We start from the raw sequence: 26060 nt of genomic DNA, 5'->3' as shown, positions 1-26060 counted from the left end.
ACTGCTCGAGGTAGATTAGCGTCAAAGTTATGTATCGCTCATTACGACCCGGCCAGCGATTCTCGGCACGACTAGCTCCCACTCTTGCGAACGATGATAAGCTCGAAACGACTCTTCACACCGGTCAGAACGCCGAACCAAAACAGCCGCCACTTCACACTCCTCAATATCAAGATCTAGGCTGAATGATTTTGCTGTGCGGCCAATAACATAACCGTTGGCGTCCTGAATCAGATATCTATCTTCATGAGCTTTAAACGAAAGCATGTCGCCAGGTTCAAGCGCTGCCAATACCTTGTGTATTGATGCCGTAGGGTTCTGACGCCCAGCATAATCAAGATCAATGTCCTTCAAAGAGAGTTGTAGGTAACGCTTCTCCAGCTCCGCAAGGTATTCTCCTTGGAAGGTTCGCGCCATGACCTCTTCCGTAAGTTGGCTGCAGAAAGGATTGCCTTCTGGGTATTCACACAAGGTTAAAGTCTGCTCGGCGCGAGTCATGCCCACGTAGTAGAGTCGACGCTCATCGCTAAGCGTTTCAGGCTGCGTGGACCAGCCGCCGTCAAGCACGACTACGTGGCGGAACTCCAGGCCTTTGGCGGAGTGGACAGTGCCCAGATAGAGACCCTTTCTAGGTTGCTGACGCAGCTCCCGGAAATAGTCATAGAGCCAATCGAGCAGGATCTCAGCACTTAGCGGACATTGTCCGAACTCGGCTGTTAGCTGATCAAAGGCGACGAGTAACATGTCGTACCATTCTGGCCCGAGCTGCCTCTTACCTAGATATGTCCATGTCTCGGAGGCACTCAGCGGTTCGGTAATCTCTCTTAGTATTTCAACAGCCTGCACGAAGCCACGTTGAGCGGTGAGAGGTAAGACACCTTCCTTGTCGGCTGCCAAACAATATGGAACGCCGTGAGCTTCACACCACGCCTGAAGGGGCAGCAGGTTTTGATGGGTGCGGGCTAGCACGGCACACCCATGCCAATCCTCGCTGTCCAAACTGAGCAGGCGCTGCAACTCTGTCATCGCTGCCTGGGCTTGCAGATTAACCCGTGCGTGGCCCTGAGCGTCTATTTTGAGGCGAAGCACGCGCCCCTCCCGCTCAATGTCGAGGGTTTCCCAGTCACCGCCTTTCGGCATTGCGCGACGAACAGTATCAATCTGAATCGGATGGTCCTTTTTCAGGCGATCTGGGTTACGACCAATAACCCGGTTAGCCGCATCAATGATGCGACCGCTGGAACGGTAGTTGTCGACCAGATAGTTCTTTGTAGCCGAATACTCATCGCGAAAGCGCTCTATATAGCGGTTATTCGTATCCCGCCAGGCGTAGATGTTCTGATCATCGTCACCGACTGCCAAAATGCACAAGCGCCCTTCTTCTTCAGACTTACGCCCGGCCAGCGCACTTACGAGCCGATACTGTAGGTCATCAATGTCCTGGTACTCATCAACGAGGATGTAGCGGTAGCCTCGCATCAATTGCTCGCGCAGATCGTCCTCCCCTTCTACCTGACGCTTGCCTTCAAGCAACTCAACAGCCTCTCCCATCACCTGGGCTAATCGCCCTTCTTCAAGCGTTTCACCTCGCTCGAAGCGAGTGCCCGTCAGGCGCATGGCCATGCGATGATACGTCATCACGTTGACCCCAAAGGCATCAGCGCCAACCAACTTGATCAGGCGCTGCTTGATCTCATTTGCTGCATGCCGGTTGAACGTCAAAGCCACGATACAGCGCGCCGGAACGCGACGAACTCGCAACAGGTAAGCGATTCGATGCACGATCACACGCGTTTTGCCGGAGCCGGGCCCAGCCAGAATCAGGCGATTCACATCATCATCATCGGACACGATGATCCGCTGAGCAGCACTAAGCTTCTCGACAATGCTACGCCAAGATTCCTCACTCGTGGCTAGCTTAAGTACCTCCTCGCGATCTACGAAGTAGCGGCGAATGAACTCCTGTTTGGCTAGTGTGAAATAGTGCTGAACGAGATCCAGGGCATAGCCCATCGAGCCAAGCCCAACCTCGGCATACTCGCGCATGACGTGAACCTGAATACGTTTTTCTCGGTAGTGCTCATCAAGACGCTGATAATCATCTTTCAGGAATCCGGTGCGCTTTCCCCCCTCGACTTCAATCGTCATAGCCCGACGCATGACTGTCATGCCGTGGTTCAGCGTAATCACTTCTTGCTTATGCAGGTACAGCAGTACGTGCTCAACGGCCTTGCGGCGCTGCGACTCTGGGATTCTAGTGCGCAGCTCAAGATCCAGATCAATCAGGCCCATAAGTTCGCCGAACGTAGTATCCACTAACAGGTCTTTGTTGCGTGAACCCGGCGGTAATTTGCCAATCAAAAACGTGAGGACGACAGCGGCCAAAGCACGTCGACGCTCTCCCAGCCCTTGAATAGCTCTCCAGTTGTGTCCGCCGCGGATGCGCAACTTGAGGAAATCCTGAGTGATCTGGCGCAGTTCGAAACTGCTGCGCTGCTGGCTATTGCTGTCGTGATCTTGGGCCAGGCTGCGCAGCAGTCGCAACACGTGAAGCGGTATCAGGTCCTTGTTACCAGAAGCTGTTTTGAGCGTCGAGGTCAACAGTGGCACGTTCAGGTCCTGCCATTCCCCACTCTCGGCCTCAGGCGCCAGTTCCTGCAGCAGGTCGAACAAGGCAGACTCGAGCTGTAAGGTAGCTTGCAGGCGTTGAGTGGAAGGGAACACGACCCCATGTCGGACGTATAAGGTCAGCTTAGAGTCGTTAACCAAAAGCCCCAGGTCCTCCATCTGACGCAGTGTCGCAGTGACTTCTTCGGACGTGAGGCTAGTCAGAGCCATCAAGGCGTCGGTGTTGATTCGCTCGTCGACATTAGCTTCGTACAGATAACTCAAGATAGCCCTGAATTCTTCGAGCCGCCTGGCCGATAACTTAACGGTGGCCAGACGCTTATCGGCCTCCTCCTTAGTCAACTTCAGGCTTGCCGGAAAGATTTGGGTCTGGTTCTCCTCCCGTTTTAAAAACTGCCCTCGCTCAAGCCAGGACACTGCCGTGGCTACCTTGGTTTCAGCATCACGTTCTCCGGCTTCAAAGCTAGTATCAACATGCTCATCCATCAGCACCTCACCGGCAGTGATGACGAGCCTGCTGCCCTTGCGTCGGTCGCTCTCCTTGCGCAACTTGCGCAGGATTTGCTGGATATCACGCAGGGTCAGTTTCGAACCTTCGCACATCCCGAACTGGTTTTCGATGTCCTGAGCGTCATACAGAAGTACGCACCGAGCCTGCCCTTGATCGCGACCGGCGCGACCGGCTTCTTGTAAGTAGTTCTCGAGCGACCCCGGAATATCAGCATGTATCACCAAGCGAATATCGGGTTTGTCGACGCCCATGCCAAAAGCGTTGGTGGCCACGATAATCTTCAGTTCCCCGCCCTTGAAGGCGTCCTGAATATCTTTTTTTTCATGTGGCTCCAGCCCAGCGTGGAAGTACTTGCAAGCCCATCCGTGGCCGATCAAAAAGTCTGCAAGCTCTTCAGCGCCTTTTCGGCTTGAAACGAATATCACCGCGCCACCCTCGCTGGTGCCTAGCTCTTCCTCAATTAACGTCTGAGCATGGTGGCGCTTTTCTGAGCGAGAACACGGCAGGACCTCGAAGTGCAGATTGGTACGCTCGTGGGTACCGATAAAGTGCTTGAAGGTTATGCCCAACTGCTCTTTGAAATGCTGTTCGATGTCCTCAAGCACATCAGGTTTGGCCGTAGCCGTGAAGCAGCCAATCGCTGCGAGCGGACCGTCCCCAGAGAACTGCTTGATGAAGCGCGATACATAGAGGTAATCCGGGCGAAAATCTGCGCCCCATTTGGACAAACAATGCGCCTCATCGAAGATCCAGGCGCCGACCTGACGCTGGGAGATCGCGCGGCGAAAAGCCATATTGCGAAACTGCTCGGGGGATACCAGCAAAATGCCCACATCGCCTAATTGGATCTTCTCCAGCACCTCTGCCCGCTCGGGCATGGTCAACAGACCATTCAAAGTTGCAGCGCATTGGACGTTACGAGCCAGTAGGCCGTCGACCTGATCTTTCATCAGCGACTGCAGCGGCGATATGATGATCGTCAAGCTGCCGTTGCGGTGAAAGCGGTTCAGCGCCGGTAACTGGTAGCACAAGGATTTTCCGCCCCCTGTCGCAAGAATCGCGAGCACGTGCTTGCCCTGCATGCCTGCCAGCACCACGTCATGCTGTAAGGAGCGTCCGTCTGGTTCGGTCCGAAAGTCCTGAATAGGAGCGAAGTAGCGCCTGAGCTCGTGGCGAGGATCATGAGTGGTGCTGCAATAGTCGCATTGGCTCTCCCCGCAGGGAATATCACGCAGTTCAGCAATCAATTTACCTGTTGCAGGAAATTGATGGCGTACCCAAGGTGCCAGAACCGAGTTGCCGCCTGACACGCGCAGCCAGGCCAGCGCATAAGCAAGTGGCCAACGCTGGCTGTCGTCCATGAGGTCGCGTTGCAACAACTGGTTCAGTCGTTTACTGCAAACCTTGGAAGTGCGCGTCAACGTTGGGTCAGTTTCCCTAAGTAGCTCTGGGATCAGGTGACGAATTTCTTTGAGGGATCTAGGCGCCTGACCAGTTATCGAGGTAAAGAACGCCCCCAGGTCGCTATCTGGCATTGGAGCGAGCAGCGCTTGGTAGCAGAGCAGTTCTGATTGCAGATTAATACTCAGATCTTTGAATGCTCGCCGCTGATCATTGAACAGTGTCAAGGTTGAGCGGCAATCGGACAGTGGTGAGTTGAGGCTGTCACGAACGAGTTTGTAATCTTTGACCAGCCGGTGATACGGGTTTTGTGGAAAGGCCAAAGGCGATAGGCGTAGGGTGTCTATCACCGGCAGCTGGTGTAATGCCAGATGCGCAGCTTGCTCTAGAAGTATGGGTAAATCATGGTCGATAACGTTATGGCCAAGTACAAAGCTAGCGCCCTGCCCTAAGCGATCAAGGGCCTCAAGCACTGCAGGCAAGTCCTTGTTGACCTTATGCTCAAGCTCCTCGTCCTTATCAGGACGCATCGCACCAACCATAAATATGCGGTCAGTTTGATTGGGTTTGCCGGGGACGACTTCCAGGTCAAAAATCAGGCTTTTAGGTTGATCCGGTAAAACCATTTGAACAGCATCCTTGTAATAAACCTCTCGCATACTGGCATTTTAACTTCAAATGGCACAGTGCGGATAGGTACGCGAGATTGCGGTGAAGTTCCAACATGGGCAGGTGGTGTCGAGGATTGGGATTTATGAAGCAAGCGAACCCGTCTCAGAAGCGCTTACCGAGAAGCTAGAGAGCAGAAATTTTCTCCCAGTCCCCTGTGTCGATGGCCAGTCATTGGGTAATCATTACGATATCCGGGTGTTCGATGTTCAACATATCAAAGTGCTCTAGTTCGATGCGGTGTTCCTCATCGGGCTGGACGAGCTCGTCGAAGCAAAGCAGACGCTGTTCGAGCGAGTCCTACATATGTGCTTCACCCGTGTGACGACTTATTTCGGCATTGTCTTTCATCAGAAGCTCCCACACAACCTGGAAGATCTCAGACCGTATCTTGAATCGCCATTCATGATCGTTCATATATGCCGTCTGACTGGGGGAAAAATTGAGGGCATATAAAGATTTTTTCAAACTGAAACCACCGGCCCAGAGCCCAGTAAAAATGTTTTTGGGGAAATCCGGATAGCCTCTAAACGAATTATCTCCCCATCGCCTACACCTCTACAGACCGCCCGCTAAACGCGCAAACATAATCACTCAAATCGGCGCTCCTGTTTCTACTGCTACCAACACCAGCCGGAGATTACAGCTATAACCAACACCAAAACCCGCCTACGCAAAGCCCAATCCCGCCCCCTGAAAACAACACTCAAATCCCCTCCCGCCGCCGATCCTCCCTCGGGCATTTCGTAAACCGTGCTCGATAGCTGCGAGTGAAATACGACGGCGATTCGAACCCGCAGGCGATGCTTACTTCCAGCACACTCAGACCGCTTTGCCGCAGCAGTTGCCGGGCTTTCTCCAGGCGCAGGCCCAGATAGAAGTTGCTCGGCGTGTCGTTCAGGTGCAGGCGAAACAAGCGTTCCAACTGGCGCCGGGTGACGTTGATCGCTTCGGCCAGGGCCAGCGTGCTGAGGGGGCGTTCGGTCTGCTGCTCCATCTCTCCGATCACGTGCACCAATTTCTTGTTGGCGATGCCGTAGCGCGTAGCGATCTGCATGCGTTGGTGGTCCCTGCGCGTGCGGATGCGCCCCAGTACGAATTGTTCGGACACCTGAATCGCCAACTCGGGGCCGTGCGCCTGGGCGATCAGGTCGAGCATCAGGTCGATGGACGCTGTGCCCCCTGCGCAGGTGATGCGGCGGCGGTCGATCTCGAACAGTTCCTGGATCACGGTGAGCTGTGGGTAGGACTCCTTGAACGCGTCGATGGCTTCCCAATGCAGGGTCAGGCGATGGCCATCGAGCAAGCCGGTTTCAGCGAGCACGCAGGCGCCAGTGTCGATGGCGCCCAGGGTCACGCCTTCATGATCAAGGCGACGCAGCCATTGCTGCAGGGCCGGGGTCGCGAACTGCAGCGGTTCAAAGCCAGCCACTACCAGCAGGGTCGCGCCTTTTTTCAGCGACTCAAGCGCCGCGTCGGCGTTGACCGACATGCCGTTGCTCGCCTGTACCGCGCCGCCATCGGCGCTCAGGACGTGCCAGCGGTACAGCTCGCCACCAAAGCGGTTGGCCACCCGCAAGGGCTCCAGCGCGGAGATAAAGCCGATGGCCGAGAAGCCCGGCATCAGCAAAAAATAAAAATCCTGGGCCATCGTGGCGCTCTCGTCGGACCTGCAGCGTGGCACGTTGATACTCCCGTTCATGAGCGCATTCAAGAGGCAGGTCGCCGCAGTGCAAAAGTGGGTCGCTGCAGTACGCTTCGGCGCCCTCCAGGCAGGGTAATTTGCTTCCACGGTGCACAAAGACGCCGGCACCCCACAATAACGATCTGCCGAGGGCCCCACCATGAACCGACTGATTGGCTGCAGCGTGCTTGCACTTGGCGCCAGCGCTCTCTTGAGCAGCAATGTAATGGCAGTTGATGCCGCTTCATGCCAGAACGTGCGCATGGGTGTGGTGAACTGGACCGACGTGATCGCAACCAGCGCCATGACCCAAGTGTTGCTCGACGGCCTCGGTTACAAGACCAAACAGACCAGCGCGTCCCAGCAGATCATTTTCGCCGGCATCCGCGACCAGCGCCTGGATCTCTTTCTGGGCTACTGGAACCCGCTGATGACCCAGACCATCGCGCCGTTTGTCGAGGCCCGGAAAGTCAAAGTGCTCGACAAACCGAGCCTGGAAGACGCTCGCGCCACCCTCGCCGTGCCGACTTACCTAGCGGACAAGGGCCTGAAGTCCTTTGCCGATATCGCCAGGTTCGAGAAGGAACTGGGCGGCAAAATCTACGGCATCGAGCCTGGTTCAGGCGCCAATACCCAGATCAAGGCGATGATCGCCAAAAACCAGTTCGGTCTGGGCAAATTCCAGCTGGTGGAGTCCAGCGAAGCCGGCATGCTCGCCGCCGTGGACCGCGCCGTCCGCCGCAAGGAAGCCGTGGTGTTTTTCGGCTGGACGCCGCACCCGATGAACGTCAACGTGGCGATGACTTACCTCAATGGCAGCGACGACGCCCTGGGCCCGAACGAGGGCATGGCCACTGTGTGGACGGTCACTTCGCCGACTTATGCCGAACAGTGCCCCAACGTGCACAAATTGCTGACTAACCTGACGTTCACCGCCGCCGACGAGAGCCGGATGATGCAGCCGCTACTGGATCACAAGGATGCTCTTGAGTCCGCCAGACAATGGCTCAAAGACCATCCGCAAGACCAGGCGCGCTGGCTGGAAGGCGTCACCACCTTCGACGGCAAACCGGCTGCGGCAAACCTTCAATCGAGCAGCCAATAACCCGATTTTGAACGGCCGTTTCGCGAGCATCCGTGGTCGCGAACGGCGTCCTCACGCCTGTAAGGAGCCCCCCATGAACCACGACGTCATCATCACCTGCGCACTCACCGGTGCTGGCGACACGACCGCCCGAAGCCCTCACGTACCGGTCACGCCCAAGCAAATCGCGGCCGCCGCGGTTGAGGCGGCCAAGGCCGGTGCCACCGTGGTGCACTGTCATGTGCGCGACCCGCACACCGGAAAATTCAGCCGCGACGTGGCGCTGTACCGCGAAGTGATGGAGCGTATTCGGGAGGCCGACATCGACATCATCGTCAACCTCACCGCTGGCATGGGTGGCGATCTGGAGATTGGCGACGGTGAGCACCCGATGGAGTTTGGTCCCAATACCGACCTGGTCGGCCCGCTGACACGTCTGGCCCATGTCGAGGAACTGCTGCCGGAAATCTGCACCCTCGACTGCGGCACCCTGAACTTTGGCGACGGCGACGCTATTTATGTGTCCACCCCATCGCAACTGCGTGCCGGCGCCAAACGTATCCAGGCACTGGGCGTAAAGGCCGAGCTGGAAATTTTCGACACCGGCCACCTGTGGTTCGCCAAACAGATGATCAAGGAAGGACAGCTCGATAACCCGCTGTTCCAGCTGTGCCTGGGTATCCCATGGGGCGCACCAGCCGACACCACCACCATGAAAGCCATGGTCGATAACCTGCCAGCCGACGCGGTGTGGGCTGGTTTTGGCATCGGCCGCATGCAGATGCCGATGGCCGCGCAAGCGGTGTTGCTGGGCGGCAACGTCCGGGTCGGTCTGGAGGACAACCTGTGGCTGGACAAGGGCGTGCTCGCCACCAACGGCCAACTGGTGGAGCGCGCCAGTGAAATTCTCAGCCGTCTGGGCGCGCGAGTCATGAGCCCGGCAGAAGGCCGCACCAAGATGGGCCTTACCAAGCGCGGCTAATGCCTCCGAGACATAAATCACCGCACTCTTCAGGAACGTCGCCATGAGCTTTATCACTGAAATCAAAACTTTCGCCGCTCTCGGCAGCGGCGTCATCGGCAGTGGCTGGGTATCCCGCGCCCTCGCCCATGGCCTGGATGTGGTTGCCTGGGACCCCGCGCCCGGCGCCGAAGCAGCGCTGCGTAACCGTGTCGCCAAGTGCTGGGGGGCGCTGGAACAACAGGGCCTGGTACCCGGTGCATCCCAGAACCGCCTGCGTTTTGTGGCCACTGTCGAAGAATGTGTGAGAGACGCCGACTTCATTCAGGAAAGCGCCCCGGAACGCCTGGAACTGAAACTGGATCTGCACAGCAGGATCAGCGCGGCGGCCAGGTCGAATGTGTTAATTGGCTCGAGTACGTCGGGCCTGTTGCCAAGTGACTTCTACGAAAGCTCCGCGCACCCGGAACGCTGCGTGGTCGGTCACCCGTTCAATCCGGTGTACCTGCTGCCGTTGGTCGAAGTGGTGGGCGGCAAAAATACTGCTCCGGCGGCCATACAGGCGGCAATCAAGGTCTATGAATCCCTCGGTATGCGCCCGCTGCACGTGCGCAAGGAAGTCCCCGGTTTTATCGCTGACCGCTTGCTCGAAGCGCTATGGCGCGAGGCGCTGCACCTGGTCAATGACGGCGTGGCGACCACCGGCGAAATCGATGATGCGATTCGCTTCGGCGCAGGGCTGCGCTGGTCGTTCATGGGCACCTTTCTCACCTACACACTGGCGGGTGGCGATGCAGGCATGCGCCACTTCATGACGCAGTTCGGCCCGGCATTGCAGTTGCCGTGGAGCTACCTGCCGGCACCGGAACTGACCGAAAAACTGATCGACGATGTGGTCGACGGCACCACTGACCAGCTGGGTAAACACAGTATCTCGGCATTGGAGCGCTACCGTGACGATTGCTTGCTCGCCGTGCTGGAGGCGGTAAAGACTACCAAGGCCAGGCATGGCATGAGCTTCGCGGAATGAACCTACGGTAGCTGGCTTGCCTTTGATGGGTGGCGGTGGATCTTCCATCGTCCTGCAAAGCACGCCAGCGCCCTCATTTTGATCAGTAATGACCCGGAATCCCCCGACATGCCTGCACTGACCACCTACACCACCCGAGTCCAATCCGACTGGGTCGACTACAACGGCCACCTTCGTGACGCGTTCTACCTGCTGATCTTCAGCTACGCCACTGACGGGCTGATGGACGCGCTGGGGCTGGGTAGCGACAACCGCGAAGCCAGCGGCCACTCGCTGTTCACCCTGGAACTGCACCTCAATTACCTGCACGAAGTGAAACTCGGCGCCGCGGTCGAGGTGCATACCCAACTGATCGCCCACGACGCCAAGCGCGTGCATCTCTATCACAGCCTGCATTTGGCAGGGGATGACATGGAGCTGGCCGGCAATGAGCAGATGTTGTTGCATGTAGATCTGACCGGCCCGCATGCAACAATATTTACCGAGGCAACAAAGGAAAGACTTAACGCTATAAGCGCTGGGCAGTCGGAGCTGCCGAGGCCCAAATTCCTTGGCCGGGTGATCGGGTTGCAGGCTGGAAAATAATCGAAAAAGCCCTCCTATTGCCAAAGCCTTGACCCACATCGGACTGCCCTGGCTGGCACTGGAGGGTGGGTGAGCGCAAGGCTCGCTTCAAAAACCTTGCAGGCGTGACCTGCAAGGTGACTTGTCGAACTGCGAGCATGATGTGCGCAGACGATGAGACCAATCCCTTAAGCACGGTACGTCGCATGACAATGTGCCACGCAAAAACAGCTTGCATTCCGATCCAACATGCAACTATAAAATGTACATGACTAGACAGGTTCGATTCGACAAAAAAACCCAGGTGATCAATGAGCTGATCCGCCGCATCGAAAGCGGCCAGATGAGCTCCGGCGCCCTGCTTCCCGGGGAAAATCTCCTGGCCCAGGAATTCAACGTCAGCCGCGGCACGCTGCGCGAGGCGTTGTCCGAGCTCAAGCGGCGTAACTTCATTGCCACGCAGACCGGCGTGGGCTCGATCGTCACCTACGACGGCTTCAGCCTGGACCAGCGTGCCGGCTGGGCCCAGGCCCTGGCCGATACGGGTGCTGGCGTGCGTACGGAAATCCTGCGCCTGGTGGCGGTGCAACGCCCCGACATGGAAGTGTGCCTGGGCACTTCCAGTCTGGTGGCTCTGGACCGCCGACGTATCGCCGCCGACGGCAGTATCGTTTCCCTGGAGCGCGCCTTGATTCCGGCGGTCGATGGCTTGGAAAACCTGCCGCAAAACGGCCTGCTGGAACAGTCACTGACGGTGACCATGGCCGCGCACGGCTTCATTGGCGACAAGGGTGACCAGTGGATCGGCGCAGGCCCCTTGAACCGTGATGACGCCGCGCTGCTGGCACGCGAGCCCGGCACGGTGTTTCTCAAGGCCGTGCGCACCACCTTTGACCGCCGTGAACGTTTTATGGAGCACGTAGAGAGCCTGTTGGACCCTGTGCATTTTCGCCTTCATCTCGCCTTCGGATCGTCCACATGAGCGCAACATTTCTGCAAGACCGAGGCCTGGGCGCCTTTTATGGCCTGGCCCTGGGCGACGCCTTGGGCATGCCGACGCAGTCGCTGCCGCGCGCGTTGATCCTGCAACGCTATGGCCGTATCACTACGCTGATCGGCGCCGATGCCGACCAGCCGATCGCACCCAACATGCCGGCCGGCGCCATCACCGATGACACCGAGCAGGCCATCCTGGTGGCACAGTTGCTGGTGGCTGGCGGCGGCAGCATTGACCCGACAGCATTGGCCCACAGCCTGATCGAGTGGGAAGCCGCGATGAAAGCCAAGGGCTCCTACGACCTGCTGGGGCCTTCGACCAAGCGCGCGATTGAAATGATCCTTGACGGCCACAGCCCTGAAGAGGCTGGCCGCTTCGGCACCACCAATGGCGCGGCAATGCGTATCACCCCGGTAGGCATCGCGGCCGACGTGAGCAACCGCGAGGCCTTCATGGCGCTGGTGGTGCAAGCCTGTCAGGTCACCCATAACACCACGCTGGGCATCTCCAGCGCGGCGGCGGTCGCGGCCGTGGTGTCCGCCGGGATCAATGGCGCGCCCCTGGCCGAAGCCCTGGAGACAGGCGCCGAGGTAGCCCTGAGTGCCGAACGTCATGGCCATTGGGTTGCGGGTGGGCGTATCGCCGCGCGCATTCAATGGGCCAAGGCACTGTGCGCTGACTGCACAGACGAACAGCTGGCCGACCGGGTTCACGATGTGATTGGCACCTCGGTCGCCTCACAGGAATCAGTGGTCGCTGCCTTCACCCTCGCCCACCGCGTGGCAAGCAGCCAGCTCAGTCCGTTCGATGCGGTGTGCATGGCGGCCAGCCTGGGCGGCGACACCGACACGATTGCCGCCATTCTCGGTGCCATGCTGGGCGCCTGCAACGGCATGCACGCCTGGCCGGCGGCGCTGATCGAGCAAATCGATGCGGTCAACGCGCTCGACCTCGCGCCTTTGGTCGAACAACTGCTGGCCCTGCGCGCCGGATGATGGACCGGGCTGTGCTCGTCCACTGTGAACGAGATCACTTTCGCCCTCAGCCTTCCGGGCGGCGATCAGGCTGACCCGATTTCGGAAAGCCAATTTGCACTGGATTGCACCTGCTGACGTACTGCCACAACCACAATAAAAGGCAATAGGAGCAACGCAAATGACTACATCGTCCCCCTCTCAAGGTGCGGGTCAGCTGGAAACCCGCGGTATCGAGCCGGTTCCTGAAAACGAGTGCAACGGCCACCCGCTGCAGTTGTTCTGGGTCTGGTTCGCCGCCAATATCAGCATCCTCGGCTTGCCGCTTGGTGCCACCCTGGTAGCGTTCCAGGGGCTGGCCATCTGGCAGGCAATTATCGTCGCCATCCTCGGTGCCGCCGGCTCGTTCGCCGTGGTGGGCGTGATCTCCATTGCCGGGCGCCGCGGGCGGGCACCGAGCCTGACGCTGTCCCGGGCCATCTTCGGGGTACGAGGCAATATCGGGCCTACGCTGGTTTCGCTGATGTCGCGTCTGGGCTGGGAAACGGTCAACACCACCACCGCCGCGTTCGTCCTGCTGTCACTGTTCGCGATCCTTTTCGGCACCCCCGTGGAGGCGAAAAACTCGCCTGGCCTGACCCTGGTGTTCATTGCCTTGTTCGTGCTGCTGACCCTGACCGTCTCGGGCCTGGGCCATGCCACCTTGCTGGTCATCCAGAAATGGGCGACTTACCTGTTTGGCGCGCTGAACCTGGTGGTCGGTGGCTTTCTACTCACCCACATCGATTGGAGCCTGGTCTTCGACGCGCCAGCAGCGCCACTGAGTGCCATGATTATTGGCGTTGGCACCATGGCCGCAGGCACCGGTATCGGTTGGGCCAATGCGGGCGCCGACATGTCCCGCTATCAGCACGCCAGCGTCAAGGCCACTCGCCTGGTGGCCTCGGCGGCGTTTGGCGCAGGGATCCCCTTGGTCTTGCTGATCACTCTTGGCGGCCTGTTGTCGGTGGGCAACGATCATCTGGCGTCAGCCACCGACCCGATCATCGCCATTCGCGAAATGTTGCCCACCTGGATGGCCGTGCCCTACCTGATCACTGCGTTCGGCGGCCTGCTGTTGTCCAACAACCTGTCGGTCTACTCGGCCGGCCTGACCACCCTGACCCTCGGCCTGAAGGTCAAGCGAGTACACGCAGTCATCGTCGATATCATCGCGATCTTTGCCGGTTCGATCTATTTCATGTTGATCGCCGACAGCTTCTACGGCCCCTTCATTACGTTCATCTCGATGTTGGCAGTGCCCATTACCGCGTGGGTCGGCATCTTTGTCGTCGACCTGCTGCACCGCCACATCTACTCCCCAAAAGACCTGCTGGACCAGACCCCACGCAGCGCTTACTGGTATCGCGGCGGCGTCGAATGGCGCGCGCTGGGCTCGTGGGCATTAGCAATCGTGCTTGGCTTCAGCTTCACCACCGTGGCCACCACCCCGGAGCATGTGCTGTTCAAAGGCTTTCTCGCCGATTCCTGGCTGGGCCATAACGGCCTGGGCTGGATCGTGACCTTCATTGTCGCCGGTGGCCTGTATGCGCTGCTCGGCGGGGCGCGTGATCGCCGTGTCGTTACCGAAGAGGCTGCCCATGCCCGCTAAATTGTTCTACACCGGCCAGGTCGTGGTTGACCTGGTGATGGCCATCGACCGCCTGCCGCCGTCGGGCGGAGATGTGCTGGCCAGCAGCGCCACGTTCGAGGCCGGAGGCGGCTTCAATGTCATGGCCGCTGCGTGCCGCAATGGCCTGCCCACCGTTTACCTGGGTCGCCATGGCCAGGGCCGCTTCGGCGACATTGCTCGCCAGGCCATGCGCGACGAAGGCGTGGAAATTTCTACGATGCCCGTTTCCGGTGAGGACACCGGCCTAGCCGTTGCCCTGGTGGAAGCCTCGGCCGAGCGCTCGTTCATCTCCTATGTGGGCGCTGAAGGTGGCTTGTCTGCCGAGGATCTGCATGGCGTGCAGGTCAGCGCCGAAGATTACGTATTTGTCAGCGGCTACAGCCTGGCCCACAAAAACAAGGTCACAGCCCTGCTCGCCTGGCTGGGCGGATTGCCCAGCGGCACTGCCGTGGTATTCGACCCAGGCCCATTGGTTGATGCGCTTCATGGCGTCGAGATGCGCGCCGTACTTCCCCTGATCAGCTTATGGTCCAGCAACCGCGAAGAAGCCCTGCGCTTCACGCAAACCCGGACGCCCGACGACGCGATCCACCGCCTGGCGTCCATTCTGCGCGAAGATGCGCTCATAGTGATTCGTGATGGCCCCGCAGGCTGCTGGATCCACCATGCTGGACAGACGCGGCTCATACCCGGCTTTGCCGTCACGGCACTCGACACCAATGGAGCCGGCGACGCTCATGCCGGTGTGCTGCTGGCCGAGTTGGCCAGGGGCAGCGATGTCGACCGCGCAGCGCTGCGCGCCAATGCGGCAGCAGCAATCGCGGTCACCCGCCGGGGGCCGGCAACGGCGCCTGGCCGTGAGGAGATAGATGCGCTGGTGGGGGCCGATGTCTAATCTGGCTTGAGCCGCGCTACACCGTGATGAAGGTAATGACAGGGCAACTTTGCGGATGCTCAAAGTCTTGCACACGGCCCTGAGCGCTCGAAGCATACGGCAGCATCGTTTATGAGAATCGCCCGTGACCGCCGTCGGCCTGACTGTGGTGTAACCGGGCTACGTTCTGATCAATGCGGCTTTGGATCATGCGCAGGGTGTCTAGAGTAATAACCTGCGGGCACAGGTTCTCGGCGATGGCTGTAAACCGGCTCGCTACATCACACATGCCGTCAATCACTCCGGTTGCAGCGTCCGGGGACATCTCGGCTTCCTCGGCAAGCCGAAGCATTTGCGCACGGGAAATCTCCAGCGCCTCTCCCATCACGTCCATCTGATGGTATCCGCTTGGCCCCTCGCAGAAGGTTACGTCGTAAGCCGGCGACAGTCGCCACTGACCGTCCTGCGACATGATGTAGGCGAAATTCTTGGGATGATCGTCTCGGTTGTTGAACGCAACGTTAAAAACGGCACGTTCGAACGCGCGTGCCATCTCTCGTACATCGTTGGTACACATCTGTGTTGCCCGCAAAAAGTTGACATAGTCCAACACACCCGGAGACTGGTAATTTGCCCCCGTAAAGGCGGCCAGGCTTTGCATGGGTATACGTAGACCCTCGCGGCGGTCAAATCGCTTACTGGCAAACGCTGCCAGGCCATCAGGCAGATTGAAGTACTGGGTGTCAGGGGTCTCGATACCGCACATGCGCAGGCACTCGGCGTAGACCATTTCGATGGCGCACACTTCTGCATGTTCTTCTTTGGCCGGAAACTTGATCAACCATGCTTCAAAGCCCGGCGTAGCAGCAGTGGTAAACCCGCCAGTTTCAGGATCGCGATAGACGAGAGCCTTGGGCCTTGCACCTTGAGGCGAGCCACCCACCAGCAGCAATGCCTGCAGGAACTCACCACCGTTTCCATGCAGTACTTGCTTCACGTCGGCGGCGAGCTGTTCCAGCGGGATGTGGACGTCAGATTCCTGCCCTTCGGGCGCCACGGGCTCAAACGACATGGCGCCCATTGCACTGCTACCGATATAGGCCAGCCGCTCCAGAGGGCCGATGCGCGCGGTGGTGCGCCCGCGGCGCCTGAAAAGACGGTCCATCAACAACATGCCCCATCCATCCGGCAACGAGTCGTAAACAGGCCCTGGCAAGTACAGCTGATGGTCCGGGAAGTCTCGACGCAACCTGTCCCCCTCCAGGGGCAGCGTATAGGAGGACAGTTCCAGGCCCCTTTGTCTGGCTTCATTGCTGTATTCGAACACGATCAGCGGGCGACCGGTCAAAGCGGTCGTCGAGACCAGCGTGCCCCACTGCCATCGCTCACCCCAGCCCTCGTAGAAGACGTTAACCTGCTCAAGCATCGCCGGACTTCCTCTTTGTACGGAGACGATTGGCGCTGTTTTCGTAGCGCCGAATGTCTTCGATGCTGTCCAGCTTTGGCAGAAACAAGCCTTCGAGCTCCTTGGTTCGACCAAGAGCCATAGCCACCCGAACGACGTTCTCGAATCCGACATTGCGTCCGGCTTCGAGGTTGGAGACCGTGTTTGTGCCGATGCCGGCACGCCCGGCGAGGTCGGCTTGTGTCATATTCAGCGCCAGTCGCTCTGTGCGCAGGCGCTCGCAAAGGCGCTTGACGATCTCACTAGGCTTGCTGAAGCTTAAATCCAACATAATGTGTATAAAGCTCGATTCAGCCATTTAATTCACAAAATTATAGAATTAACTCCCTGCATCAGCAAGCAGCTTGACGACCATATTCCGGGTCTTGATCAGATCACCCAGCCAAAACATGCTCCCGGTCCAGCCGGCTGCCCCGTGCAAAACCATGAGCACCTGCGCGCAGTGCGATCAACAGGCTCAGCAATAACAGCATCAACAAGACCCAGGGAAAGGAACCTGCTCCCCATTGGCCAAGCAACACGCCACCCAGTAACCCGCCGCCTGCGATGGCGCTGTTCCAGACCACGACGTTCATCGAAAGCGCCACGTCTGCGCCCTCGCCTGCCGCATCGGCGAGCGCAGTTTGCAGCAACGTGGCGGCGCCACCGAAGGTCAGCCCCCAGATAAAAGCGCCGATGTAAATGGCCGGTGCAGAGCCGGAAAACACGCCGAAGAACACTGACACGGCTGCGAAGGTTGCCAGACTGGCAAGTACTGTCTTGCGCAGATGGCGATCAACCAGCCGTCCCGTTACCCAGATGCCTGCCAGCGCGGCGACACCGAATGCCAGCAATACCAGGTCCACATCATTCGCCAGCCCCGCCGCGGAAACGAAGGGAGCAACGTAGGTGTAAAGCAGGTTATGCGCCAGCATCCAGGTGAAGACCACGCCCAGCACCGAGCGTACGCCGGGCGTGAAAAAGACCTGACGCAACGCCATGCGCTGTGAGAAAGACTTGCCCGGATAGTCCGGCACCTTGACCAGCACCCAGATGATCAACAGCACGGTCATCCCGGACATCAAGCCAAACGCCATGCGCCAGCCCATGAACCCGCCGAGCCAGGTGCCCAGAGGCACGCCCAGTGACAAGGCAATGGGCGTGCCGACCATCGCCACGGCCAGTGCGCGGCCTTGCAGTTGCGGCACCACCATGCGCCGTGCGTAACCGGCGATGAGGCTCCAGGCCAGACCGGCCGAGACGCCGGCGAAAAACCTTGCGATCAGGGTCAGTCCGTAACTGGACGACAACGCGGTGACGCTGTTGAAAACCAGAAAGCCGATAATCGTCACCAGCAAGACCGTTCTGCGCCGCCAGCTTTGCGTGGCGATCGTCAGTGGAATGGCGGCCAGCAATGAACCCAGCGCATAAACAGTCACCATCTGCCCGGCAAACGATGCGGACACGTCCAGCCCATCGGCGATCTGCGGCAACAAACCCGCAGGCAAGGTCTCGGTGACGATGCAGATGAACCCGGTCATTGCCAGCGCCAGCAACGCCCCCAGAGGGAGTGTTTCGCCCTGCTTCTCATCTGTAGTCATTGAAAAACCCTCACTAATATACTGATCGGTACAAATATAGGCAGATGAAGTCAGGTGGTCAATGACTTATGTATCGATTAGTATTTAATTAATTCCGAAGGAGACTCGATATGGCTCAGCTGGGGCGTCCGCGTACATTTGACCGTGATGTAGCGATCACTCAGGCGCTGCATCTGTTTTGGGAGCACGGCTACGACGCAACCTCCCTCAGCCAGCTCAAGGCAACCATCGGTGGCGGCATCACGGCACCGAGCTTCTACGCAGCGTTTGGCTCGAAACAGGCCCTGTTCAATGAAGTGATGGAGCGTTACCTCGACACCTACGGCCGGGTCACCGACAGCCTGTTCGATACGAACCTGCCGCCCAGAGACGCGATTGAACTCACCCTTCGTCGTTCAGCGAAAATGCAGTGCGAGCCCGGGCATCCGACAGGGTGCCTGGTGGCGCTGGGGCTAATGAGCGCCTGCTCGGACGAGAGCAAGGCGATTTCCGAACCTCTTGCGCGGGCGAGGGATCTGAACCGCACAGGTATCGTGGGCTGTATTCAGCGCGCCGTTGCGGCAGGCGAGTTGCCTGCAACGGTAATACCGGAAACGCTCGCGGCCGTGTTTGACAGTTTTCTTCTGGGCTTGTCTACACTGGCGCGCGACGGTGTCCCACATGCCACACTGGACGCCGCAGTGACCCAGGTGATGAGGCTGTGGGACAGCCTGGGCACTGGCGCCGACAAACATTGACCCTGAAGCTCAATCTGGAAGAGGTTCGGGAGGCGTCGACGACGCCAGACTCTTTGCACTGATTTTTTTGGAGAACACCATGCTTCGCGCGTTTGAAAAATGGCTTGACCCCTTCCCGCCTGACGAGGTGCCGCCACCACCTGACGGTCTGGCACGGTTTCTGTGGGCCTGCACGCGAGGGGCACGCGGTTACATCCTTGCGTTTGCGCTGCTGTGCGCCGGTGTGTCGATTTACGAAGCCTGGCTGTTTTCCTTCCTCGGGCAGGTCGTGGATCTGCTGTCCACCTGGAAGGCTGGCGGCGACACGGCCGCGCAGGAAAGTAGCGTGCTGTGGGGCATTGGCCTGGTATTGCTGAGCAGCATCGTGCTGGTGGCGTTGCGCACAATGGTGCAGCACCAGGTATTGGCGATCAACCTGCCCCTGCGGCTGCGTTGGGACTTCCATCGATTGATGTTGCGGCAAAGCCTGTCTTTCTTCTCCGATGAGTTCTCCGGCCGCGTCACCACCAAGGTGATGCAGACAGCGCTGTCAGTGCGCGAGGTGCTGTTCACCATCGTCGAAATCGTCCTCGGTATCGGCGTCTACTTCATCGCGATCATCGCCCTGGCCGGCGGCTTCGACCTGAAACTGATGCTGCCTTTCCTTGGCTGGCTGATGCTGTTCGGCCTGGCCATGCTGTACTTCGTGCCACGCTTGGGCAAGGTCGGCCAGGAGCAGGCCAACGCACGCTCGTCGATGACCGGACGTGTCTCGGACGCGTACACCAACATCACCACGGTAAAGCTGTTCTCCCACTCCAAGCGTGAAGCGCATTTCGCGCGCGCAGCGATGGAGGACTTCAAGCTCACGGGCCTGGCCCAGATGCGTCTGGTCAGCCAGTTCGAGATCGTCAATCAGGCACTGGTGGTCGCGCTGATCATGAGTGCTGGCGGTTATGCCCTGTGGCTGTGGCACCAGGGCCAGGTCGGCACCGGTGCGGTCGCGGCGATCACCGCCATGGCGTTGCGCATCAATGGCATGTCGCACTGGATCATGTGGCAGATGACCTCGTTATTCGAGAACATCGGCACCGTTCAGGACGGCATGGAAACCTTGACCCGCGGTCCCAAGGTTGAGGATGCGCCGGATGCGAAGGCTCTGGTCACCCGCGGTGGCGCGGTCACCTTCGATAACGTGAGCTTCAATTACAACGGCGAACGCCAGGTGCTCGATGCCCTGAGCCTGAGCATTCGTCCAGGTGAAAAAATAGGCCTGGTGGGTCGCTCCGGCGCCGGCAAATCCACGCTCATCAACCTGCTGCTGCGCTTTTATGATGTGGACAAGGGGTCAATCAGCATTGATGGGCAGGACATTGCGCACGTCACTCAAGACAGCTTGCGCAGTGCCATCGGCATGGTCACGCAGGACACCTCGCTGCTGCACCGCTCCATTCGCGACAACATCGCCTACGGACGCCCCGACGCGACTGATGAGCAAATCCGCAGCGCCGCAGCCAGTGCACAAGCCGATGGGTTCATCAGCCAACTGAGTGACAAGCAAGGCCACAGTGGCTACGACACGCTGGTGGGTGAGCGCGGTATCAAGCTGTCGGGCGGCCAGCGCCAACGCGTTGCCATCGCCCGGGTGATGCTCAAGAACGCCCCGATCCTGCTGCTCGACGAAGCCACCAGTGCGCTTGACTCGGAAGTCGAAGTGGCGATCCAGGAAAGCCTCGATGAAATGATGCAGGGCAAGACGGTGATCGCCATCGCTCACCGCCTGTCCACGATTGCCGCCATGGACCGGCTGATTGTCATGGATGACGGCCGCATCATCGAACAAGGCACCCACGCCGAACTGCTGGGCAAAAACGGCACCTATGCGCGGCTGTGGCAGCACCAGAGCGGCGGGTTTCTCGGTGAGGATCAGGGTGTGGCCGAGGACATGGGATAAGCAGCAACAACAAAATAAACAAATGTGCTTTCAGTAAAAATACAATTATTCTTTGCCGATGATCAAAGAACTGAAAACGTTTATTGCCGTGGCGAGAGAAGGCACGTTTGCTGCGGCCGGCAGCAAGATCGGGCTCACCCAGGCCGCTGTCAGTGCGCAGATGCAGCGCCTCGAAGCTGAACTGGGCGTCGAACTGTTCGACCGAAAAGGACGTTCAGCCCAGCTCAACCGCATGGGGCAGCAGGTGTTGCTGCAAGGTCAGGACCTGGTGCGCCAGTTCAGCAGCCTGGGCACTACGACAGTCGGGCTACCCGCCAGCGTACTGGTGACCATCGGCGCAATTGCCTCTGTGCAACGCTCCTTTCTGCCGGAAGCGCTCGCTCGGTTTCATCAGCAATTCCCCGCATGCAGGACGCGTGTCATCCCCGGCCTGTCCATGGACCTGGTCAATCAGGTGGACGCTGGCGAGATCGACATGGCAGCGATCATCCGCCCGCCCTTCTCGCTGCAAAGCGACCTGCGCTGGACGACGCTGGTCCGTGAGCCCTATCGCCTTATCGTGCCTGCCGACATGCCGGGGGATGACTGGGCCGAGCTGGTTTCGGCTCATCCATTCATTCGTTACGATCGATCGTCGTTCGGTGGCCGACAGGTTGACCGGTTCCTGCGCCAGACCCATGTCTCGCTGCGCGAAGTCTGCGAGCTCGATGAACTGGATGCGATCATCAAACTGGTCGCCAATGGTGTTGGCGTAGCGTTGGTTCCGGAAACGGCAACCCTGCAGACATGGCACGCCGGTGTGCGCTCTGTCGACTTGAAAGCGCATACGTTCCATCGCGATATCGGGCTGGTACATCGCGCTCGCCGCAGCCTGACCGAACCGGTGAGCGCGCTGGTGCAACTGATTAACGACCACGCTCTGACTCGTTAGCGCTGCGCCTGCTCAAGCAGGCCTGGCGCAACGTGGTGCGCGCCAGGCCTTTTACTATTTTGCGAACAGCTGACTCATGTCCTTGAACGCCTTGAACTCAAGCGCATTACCGCAGGGATCGAAAAGGAACATGGTGGCCTGCTCACCCACCTGCCCCTTGAAGCGAATGTAGGGTTCGATGACGAACTCGGTACCGAAGGATTTCAAGCGCTCGGCCAAAGCTTCCCACTGGGCCCATTCCAGAATGATGCCGAAGTGCGGAACCGGCACGTCGTGGCCGTCTACCGGGTTGCTGTGCACGCTCTCTTGAGAGGCGGTTTTAGGGTGTTCATGGATCACCAACTGATGCCCGTAGAAATCGAAGTCGACCCATTGGGCGCTGGAGCGCCCTTCGGAAAGACCAAACACTTCACCGTAAAAGGTACGTGTCGCGGCCAGGTCATAAACCGGAATTGCAAGGTGGAAAGGAGAAAGACTCATCAGGACTCCGATTGCAGCTCTTGGTGGCGTGTGAAGCCGGGCGGCTTGATCACTGCCCGGCGACTTGTTCAAGTTCCACTCATGCTAAAGCCGGGCGACACCAATAAAAATCAATATATATTTTCAAGAAACACAAATTATTTTTGTGACAGCCGCCACGCCCAAGCATCAGGCCAGCTCACGAGTACAGGCCGATCCAGCCGTTGATTCCTACATACATCCCGACACAAATAATCAGGACGCTGGACAGGTAAGGGGCGCGTCGAGCGGCGGCACTGAGCCAGGGGAAACGATTCGAGACTCTTCGCGCACCGATGGCGGCGGCCGCACCAACGGTGACCAACGTGATGGCAAGTCCCACGCTGAAACAGATCACCATCATCGCGCCCAGCGTGACCTGCTGCACCTGCAGGCACAGCAGCAGCACGGTGATGGCTGCTGGGCAAGGGATAAGCCCCCCGGTCAAGCCGAACATCAGGATCTGGCCATTGCTGACCTCTCGATGGGTGAAGCGCTTGCGGATGTCGTCGGCATGGGCCTTTTCATGGGCATCCTGGTAGCCCTCGGCGCTCAGGCTCAAGCCGCCCAGATCGCTGTGGTCATGGCTGTGACCGTGCTCATGCTCTTTGAAGTCAATGTCGTGCTCATGGCCATGGCCTGTATGCCCGTGACTGAGCCGGGCACTTTCGAACTTATACAGCTGCTCGCCACGCCAGGTGCGCCACAGCATCCACAGCGCGATGGCGATGATCACGGCAGACGACGCGAGCTGAAAATAAGGCTCCGTGGTTTCAGCATCCAGCCCCTGCCCCAGATACATCCCGCCGATGGCCACCAGCCAGACAACGGCGGTGTGCGAGACGGTAGCGGCGACGCCGAGCATCACGGCCTGTTTCAAGGAGCCACGAATGGCCACGATGAACGCCGCCATCATGGTTTTCGAATGCCCGGGCTCCAGCCCGTGCAACGCGCCCAGCAGAATGGCACTGGGGAAATACAGCCAGGCATGCGAACCACCTTGCTGCAACAGCTCGACGAAATTCGGCATGCGAGACCTAAAGGTATTTGGTGATTTGCTTGAAGGCTTCCAGCGGTGCCCGCTCGTCCTTGGCGAGTGAACCTAGCGTGTCTTCGAGGCAGTGATCGATATGATCCTGAATCAACGTGCGCTTGGCCTGGCACACCGCTTTCTCGACCGCGTGCAGCTGCTGGGCGATGTCCACACACTCGCGCCCTTCTTCGATCATGGTGATGATGCCGCGCAAATGACCGTCGGCCCGTTTCAGGCGCTTGATGACAGCTTCGTGGGACTGGTGCGTATGGCCGTGGGGATGGTCGTGTTCACTCATGGCTTGAGTTCCAGTCTGGATAATTCAGACCGGCACTCTATCCCCCCAGGGGGGATAGAGTCAAAGCCTATGCGGTATACATTTGCTGAGGTTTTTTTGCGCAAGCATATCCAGAAAAACTTACTAGACGACTGGTCGGTTTACGTTTAGGATGCTCGGCATTATGAAGAAACCAGCTCAGGACATGCGACAGCACATCATTGATGTGGCCCGCTCGCTCATGACGAACAAAGGCTATACCGCCGTCGGCCTCGCAGAGGTGTTAAGCACGGCTGGTGTACCCAAAGGTTCGTTCTATTACTACTTCAAATCGAAGGAAGAATTCGGTCAGGCGCTGCTGGAAGAGTATTTTTCCGAGTACCTGGGTCGAGTCGACGCCCTCATGGCACGCCCCGGAAGCGGCGCCGAGCGGTTACTGGCCTACTTCAACTATTGGATAGAAACCCAGGGCACCGACTTTCCCGAAGGCAAGTGCCTGGTCGTCAAGCTGGGGGCGGAAGTCTGCGATTTGTCTGAAGACATGCGTGGCGTGCTCGAGGTCGGCACAGCAAAAATCATCAAACGCATCACTGCCTGTGTCGACATGGGTGTCGCCGACGACAGCATTCATCCCGAGGGCGATCATGAAGGATTCGCAGAATCCCTCTATCAGCTCTGGCTTGGCGCTTCCCTTCTGGCGAAGGTGAACAAGTCCACCGAATCTTTCGAAAAAGCACTGACCATGACCAAACGCCTGCTGCGGTAGCGGGCATTTTTTTTGTCTTTTTAAGTAGACGACTGGTCTACTATATGGAGTATTTGATGCATGATCCCCGTACAACTACCGACCTGTTTTCCCCCGTCACCCTGGGCTCCATGGAGCTGGCGAACCGTATTGTGATGGCACCGGTAACACGCAGCCGCTATGGCGAGGATGGTGTTCCCAATGAACTGCACGCAACTTACTACGCACAACGCGCTACGGCAGGGCTGATCGTCGCCGAGGCGACAAACATTTCCGCTCAGGGTCGAGGCTATGCCGCGACCCCGGGAATCTGGAGTGACCGACAAGTCGCAGGCTGGCGCCTGGTGACCGACGCTGTGCATGCAGCAGGAGGCAAGATTGTCAGCCAGCTATGGCACGTGGGGCGATTTTCCAGTGTCGACCTGCAACCCAACGGCGAGGCACCGGTAGCGCCCTCCGCCATCAAGGCCGAGGGCAATACCTACACCGCCGACGGTTTTGTACCTGTCTCCATGCCGCGCGCACTGGAAACCGGCGAATCCCCGGCGTCATCGAGCAATACAAACACGCCGCAGAGAACGCCAAAAGGGCCGGTTTTGATGGCGTTGAAGTCCATTCGGCCAACAGTTACCTGCTGGACCAGTTTCTGCGCGACTCGACCAATCAGCGCACCGACCAGTATGGCGGTTCGATAGAAAACCGCGCTCGCCTGACGCTGGAAGTCACCCAGGCCATCGTGGATATCTGGGGCAGTGACCGCGTGGGTATTCGCTTGTCGCCCGTGACCCCCGACGCCGGTAATACGGCGCCCGACAGCAACGTCATGGGCCTTCATGGCTACCTGATCCAGCAACTGAACACATTCAATCTGGCCTATCTGCACTTTGTCGAAGGCGCCACTGCCACCTCCCGTGAAGTGCCGGAGGGTGTCGACATGGATGCCCTGAGCGCCGGGTTCAACGGTCCGTTCATTGGCAATAACAACTATGACCTGAAGATGGCGATCGAGCGTCGGGCGCAGGGCAAGATCGACGCCGTGGCTTTCGGCCGCTTGTTCATATCCAACCCCGACCTCGTCGCCCGCCTGCGCCATGGTGCCGAGCTGACCATTGCACCACGTGAGTCGTACTACGGCGGCGGTGCCAAAGGCTATATCGACTGGCCAATGGGCAAGTACTAAGCCACTGCCGGCCTCCTCCCCTTCATCAATTCCCAGGATCCCGGAAATACCGCGACAAAGGAAAAACACCACATGAATTATCTCGACAAGAAAACCGTAATCGTCACCGGCGCAGCAACAGCCAAAGCGCTTAACGAGATGGCCATTGCGCCTGAAGATATCAGCCGCGCAGTGGTCAGTTCCCAATCCAGGAGTAACACCCCATGAGCAAGAACATCAAAGCCGTCCCGACCACCGATTACAACGCAGTTATCGCAACGGCCGGCAAGTACGTAGAAGGCTTGCGTACAGGCAGCGTTGCCACTATCGAGGAAGCCTTTCATAAAGATGCGGTGATGTATGGTTTCACCAATGGTCAACTGCTGGGTGGACCGATCAGTAACCTGTACACCTTCGTCGAAACCAATGGTACCGCTCCAGACATCACAACGCGCCTGGACGTCCTTGCCATTACGCCCACCACGGCAGTGGTCCGGGTCGATATGGAAAAGGATGCTATTGGTGCGGACTACAACGACTACCTGACGCTGATCAAAATCGACGACAGCTGGAAAGTGATTGCCAAGGTCTACCATCAATTCGAAGGTTAACGTGGCTGGAATGCGCCGATATTGCTGAGCGTCGGCGCACGG

The 26060-nt window shown here is 58.7% G+C and carries 22 protein-coding genes and 1 pseudogene; 15 read left to right on the top strand and 8 right to left on the bottom strand.

Annotated elements, in window-relative coordinates; all coding sequences use genetic code 11:
• Window positions 1-27 precede the first annotated feature (27 nt).
• Together KBY02_RS13765 and KBY02_RS13760 are read right to left on the bottom strand one after the other, a co-directional pair.
• Window positions 28-5166: a RecQ family ATP-dependent DNA helicase gene (locus tag KBY02_RS13765; protein WP_024641467.1), complete on the bottom strand. Its 5139-nt coding sequence runs from the start codon at window positions 5164-5166 to the stop codon at window positions 28-30.
• Window positions 5167-5915: 749 nt separating this feature from the next.
• Complete coding sequence (locus KBY02_RS13760) at window positions 5916-6860, bottom strand: GlxA family transcriptional regulator (RefSeq protein WP_225650578.1); 945 nt, start codon at window positions 6858-6860, stop codon at window positions 5916-5918.
• A 193-nt stretch (window positions 6861-7053) separates the two neighbouring features.
• Here KBY02_RS13760 and KBY02_RS13755 point away from each other — a divergent pair, with 193 nt between their 5' ends.
• The 8 genes from KBY02_RS13755 to KBY02_RS13720 all read left to right on the top strand — a co-directional run bounded on the left by KBY02_RS13755 (window position 7054) and on the right by KBY02_RS13720 (window position 15070).
• Window positions 7054-7998, top strand: a complete 945-nt coding sequence (locus KBY02_RS13755) for a choline ABC transporter substrate-binding protein (RefSeq protein ID WP_011268082.1) — start codon at window positions 7054-7056, stop codon at window positions 7996-7998.
• Between the two features lie 73 nt (window positions 7999-8071).
• Window positions 8072-8959: a 3-keto-5-aminohexanoate cleavage protein gene (locus KBY02_RS13750; protein ID WP_104684296.1), complete on the top strand. Its 888-nt coding sequence runs from the start codon at window positions 8072-8074 to the stop codon at window positions 8957-8959.
• 43 nt (window positions 8960-9002) lie between these two features.
• The gene (locus KBY02_RS13745) at window positions 9003-9968 is read left to right on the top strand and encodes an L-carnitine dehydrogenase (RefSeq protein WP_104684298.1); all 966 of its coding nucleotides are present in this window, start codon (window positions 9003-9005) and stop codon (window positions 9966-9968) included.
• A gap of 108 nt (window positions 9969-10076) precedes the next feature.
• Entirely contained in the window at window positions 10077-10553 is a 477-nt protein-coding gene (locus KBY02_RS13740) for a thioesterase family protein (RefSeq protein WP_104684300.1), read from the top strand.
• A gap of 241 nt (window positions 10554-10794) precedes the next feature.
• Window positions 10795-11514 (top strand): GntR family transcriptional regulator, encoded by a 720-nt coding sequence (locus KBY02_RS13735; protein WP_024660041.1) that lies wholly within the window; start codon window positions 10795-10797, stop codon window positions 11512-11514.
• On the top strand, window positions 11511-12524 hold the full coding sequence (locus KBY02_RS13730; RefSeq protein WP_003400821.1) for an ADP-ribosylglycohydrolase family protein: 1014 nt from the start codon (window positions 11511-11513) through the stop codon (window positions 12522-12524). Before KBY02_RS13735 ends, KBY02_RS13730 begins: the two co-directional genes overlap by 4 nt.
• A gap of 160 nt (window positions 12525-12684) precedes the next feature.
• Window positions 12685-14154, top strand: coding sequence for a purine-cytosine permease family protein (locus KBY02_RS13725; protein WP_096126506.1), 1470 nt, complete (start codon window positions 12685-12687; stop codon window positions 14152-14154).
• Complete coding sequence (locus tag KBY02_RS13720) at window positions 14144-15070, top strand: PfkB family carbohydrate kinase (RefSeq protein ID WP_104684302.1); 927 nt, start codon at window positions 14144-14146, stop codon at window positions 15068-15070. The genes KBY02_RS13725 and KBY02_RS13720 overlap by 11 nt, the downstream gene beginning before the upstream one ends.
• A gap of 109 nt (window positions 15071-15179) precedes the next feature.
• On the opposite strand, the gene KBY02_RS13715 is transcribed toward KBY02_RS13720, so the two are convergent.
• The 3 genes from KBY02_RS13715 to KBY02_RS13705 form a co-directional block, all read right to left on the bottom strand.
• On the bottom strand, window positions 15180-16475 hold the full coding sequence (locus KBY02_RS13715) for a type II toxin-antitoxin system HipA family toxin (protein WP_058398254.1): 1296 nt from the start codon (window positions 16473-16475) through the stop codon (window positions 15180-15182).
• Window positions 16468-16785 carry a helix-turn-helix domain-containing protein gene (locus KBY02_RS13710; protein ID WP_003400813.1) on the bottom strand — a complete coding sequence of 106 codons (318 nt, stop codon included), beginning with the start codon at window positions 16783-16785 and terminating at the stop codon, window positions 16468-16470. Before KBY02_RS13710 ends, KBY02_RS13715 begins: the two co-directional genes overlap by 8 nt.
• Before the next feature lie 103 nt (window positions 16786-16888).
• On the bottom strand, window positions 16889-18094 hold the full coding sequence (locus KBY02_RS13705; RefSeq protein ID WP_104684304.1) for an MFS transporter: 1206 nt from the start codon (window positions 18092-18094) through the stop codon (window positions 16889-16891).
• 110 nt (window positions 18095-18204) lie between these two features.
• Between KBY02_RS13705 and KBY02_RS13700 the strand changes: the two genes are divergently transcribed.
• From KBY02_RS13700 to KBY02_RS13690, 3 genes are all read left to right on the top strand, one after another.
• Complete coding sequence (locus tag KBY02_RS13700; RefSeq protein ID WP_024660035.1) at window positions 18205-18831, top strand: TetR/AcrR family transcriptional regulator; 627 nt, start codon at window positions 18205-18207, stop codon at window positions 18829-18831.
• Window positions 18832-18910: 79 nt separating this feature from the next.
• A complete protein-coding gene (locus KBY02_RS13695) occupies window positions 18911-20764 on the top strand; it encodes an ABC transporter ATP-binding protein (protein WP_104684306.1) in 1854 nt (617 codons plus the stop codon).
• A 58-nt stretch (window positions 20765-20822) separates the two neighbouring features.
• Window positions 20823-21695: a LysR family transcriptional regulator gene (locus KBY02_RS13690; protein ID WP_032657361.1), complete on the top strand. Its 873-nt coding sequence runs from the start codon at window positions 20823-20825 to the stop codon at window positions 21693-21695.
• A gap of 54 nt (window positions 21696-21749) precedes the next feature.
• On the opposite strand, the gene KBY02_RS13685 is transcribed toward KBY02_RS13690, so the two are convergent.
• The 3 genes from KBY02_RS13685 to KBY02_RS13675 all read right to left on the bottom strand — a co-directional run bounded on the left by KBY02_RS13685 (window position 21750) and on the right by KBY02_RS13675 (window position 23524).
• Entirely contained in the window at window positions 21750-22175 is a 426-nt protein-coding gene (locus tag KBY02_RS13685; RefSeq protein WP_024660034.1) for a VOC family protein, read from the bottom strand.
• Between the two features lie 178 nt (window positions 22176-22353).
• Complete coding sequence (locus KBY02_RS13680) at window positions 22354-23223, bottom strand: nickel/cobalt efflux protein RcnA (RefSeq protein WP_096134904.1); 870 nt, start codon at window positions 23221-23223, stop codon at window positions 22354-22356.
• A gap of 7 nt (window positions 23224-23230) precedes the next feature.
• Window positions 23231-23524: a metal-sensing transcriptional repressor gene (locus tag KBY02_RS13675; RefSeq protein ID WP_096134905.1), complete on the bottom strand. Its 294-nt coding sequence runs from the start codon at window positions 23522-23524 to the stop codon at window positions 23231-23233.
• Window positions 23525-23687: 163 nt separating this feature from the next.
• Here KBY02_RS13675 and KBY02_RS13670 point away from each other — a divergent pair, with 163 nt between their 5' ends.
• From KBY02_RS13670 to KBY02_RS13660, 4 genes and pseudogenes are all read left to right on the top strand, one after another.
• On the top strand, window positions 23688-24269 hold the full coding sequence (locus KBY02_RS13670) for a TetR/AcrR family transcriptional regulator (protein WP_011268097.1): 582 nt from the start codon (window positions 23688-23690) through the stop codon (window positions 24267-24269).
• Between the two features lie 56 nt (window positions 24270-24325).
• Window positions 24326-25428: pseudogene (locus tag KBY02_RS13665) on the top strand (alkene reductase).
• Between the two features lie 72 nt (window positions 25429-25500).
• Entirely contained in the window at window positions 25501-25635 is a 135-nt protein-coding gene (locus KBY02_RS26185) for a hypothetical protein (protein WP_003400790.1), read from the top strand.
• Window positions 25632-26018: a nuclear transport factor 2 family protein gene (locus tag KBY02_RS13660; protein WP_003400789.1), complete on the top strand. Its 387-nt coding sequence runs from the start codon at window positions 25632-25634 to the stop codon at window positions 26016-26018. The genes KBY02_RS26185 and KBY02_RS13660 overlap by 4 nt, the downstream gene beginning before the upstream one ends.
• The last annotated feature ends 42 nt before the right edge of the window (window positions 26019-26060 follow it).

Source organism: Pseudomonas sp. P129, from assembly GCF_020312195.1.
In the GTDB taxonomy this organism is placed as follows: Bacteria; Pseudomonadota; Gammaproteobacteria; order Pseudomonadales; family Pseudomonadaceae; genus Aquipseudomonas; species Aquipseudomonas fragariae.
The sequence above is the reverse complement of the archived record's forward strand: the minus strand, read 5'-3'. Positions and strand labels throughout refer to the sequence as shown.

Excerpts from the sequence above, each read along its gene's own strand:
- KBY02_RS13765 (WP_024641467.1), bottom strand. The coding sequence starts at position 5,166 with ATGGTTTTACCGGATCAACCTAAAAGCCTGATTTTTGACCTGGAAGTC.
- KBY02_RS13760 (WP_225650578.1), bottom strand. The coding sequence starts at position 6,860 with ATGGCCCAGGATTTTTATTTTTTGCTGATGCCGGGCTTCTCGGCCATC.
- KBY02_RS13755 (WP_011268082.1), top strand. The coding sequence starts at position 7,054 with ATGAACCGACTGATTGGCTGCAGCGTGCTTGCACTTGGCGCCAGCGCT.
- KBY02_RS13750 (WP_104684296.1), top strand. The coding sequence starts at position 8,072 with ATGAACCACGACGTCATCATCACCTGCGCACTCACCGGTGCTGGCGAC.
- KBY02_RS13745 (WP_104684298.1), top strand. The coding sequence starts at position 9,003 with ATGAGCTTTATCACTGAAATCAAAACTTTCGCCGCTCTCGGCAGCGGC.
- KBY02_RS13740 (WP_104684300.1), top strand. The coding sequence starts at position 10,077 with ATGCCTGCACTGACCACCTACACCACCCGAGTCCAATCCGACTGGGTC.
- KBY02_RS13735 (WP_024660041.1), top strand. The coding sequence starts at position 10,795 with ATGTACATGACTAGACAGGTTCGATTCGACAAAAAAACCCAGGTGATC.
- KBY02_RS13730 (WP_003400821.1), top strand. The coding sequence starts at position 11,511 with ATGAGCGCAACATTTCTGCAAGACCGAGGCCTGGGCGCCTTTTATGGC.
- KBY02_RS13725 (WP_096126506.1), top strand. The coding sequence starts at position 12,685 with ATGACTACATCGTCCCCCTCTCAAGGTGCGGGTCAGCTGGAAACCCGC.
- KBY02_RS13720 (WP_104684302.1), top strand. The coding sequence starts at position 14,144 with ATGCCCGCTAAATTGTTCTACACCGGCCAGGTCGTGGTTGACCTGGTG.
- KBY02_RS13715 (WP_058398254.1), bottom strand. The coding sequence starts at position 16,475 with ATGCTTGAGCAGGTTAACGTCTTCTACGAGGGCTGGGGTGAGCGATGG.
- KBY02_RS13710 (WP_003400813.1), bottom strand. The coding sequence starts at position 16,785 with ATGTTGGATTTAAGCTTCAGCAAGCCTAGTGAGATCGTCAAGCGCCTT.
- KBY02_RS13705 (WP_104684304.1), bottom strand. The coding sequence starts at position 18,094 with ATGACTACAGATGAGAAGCAGGGCGAAACACTCCCTCTGGGGGCGTTG.
- KBY02_RS13700 (WP_024660035.1), top strand. The coding sequence starts at position 18,205 with ATGGCTCAGCTGGGGCGTCCGCGTACATTTGACCGTGATGTAGCGATC.
- KBY02_RS13695 (WP_104684306.1), top strand. The coding sequence starts at position 18,911 with ATGCTTCGCGCGTTTGAAAAATGGCTTGACCCCTTCCCGCCTGACGAG.
- KBY02_RS13690 (WP_032657361.1), top strand. The coding sequence starts at position 20,823 with ATGATCAAAGAACTGAAAACGTTTATTGCCGTGGCGAGAGAAGGCACG.
- KBY02_RS13685 (WP_024660034.1), bottom strand. The coding sequence starts at position 22,175 with ATGAGTCTTTCTCCTTTCCACCTTGCAATTCCGGTTTATGACCTGGCC.
- KBY02_RS13680 (WP_096134904.1), bottom strand. The coding sequence starts at position 23,223 with ATGCCGAATTTCGTCGAGCTGTTGCAGCAAGGTGGTTCGCATGCCTGG.
- KBY02_RS13675 (WP_096134905.1), bottom strand. The coding sequence starts at position 23,524 with ATGAGTGAACACGACCATCCCCACGGCCATACGCACCAGTCCCACGAA.
- KBY02_RS13670 (WP_011268097.1), top strand. The coding sequence starts at position 23,688 with ATGAAGAAACCAGCTCAGGACATGCGACAGCACATCATTGATGTGGCC.
- KBY02_RS26185 (WP_003400790.1), top strand. The coding sequence starts at position 25,501 with ATGAATTATCTCGACAAGAAAACCGTAATCGTCACCGGCGCAGCAACA.
- KBY02_RS13660 (WP_003400789.1), top strand. The coding sequence starts at position 25,632 with ATGAGCAAGAACATCAAAGCCGTCCCGACCACCGATTACAACGCAGTT.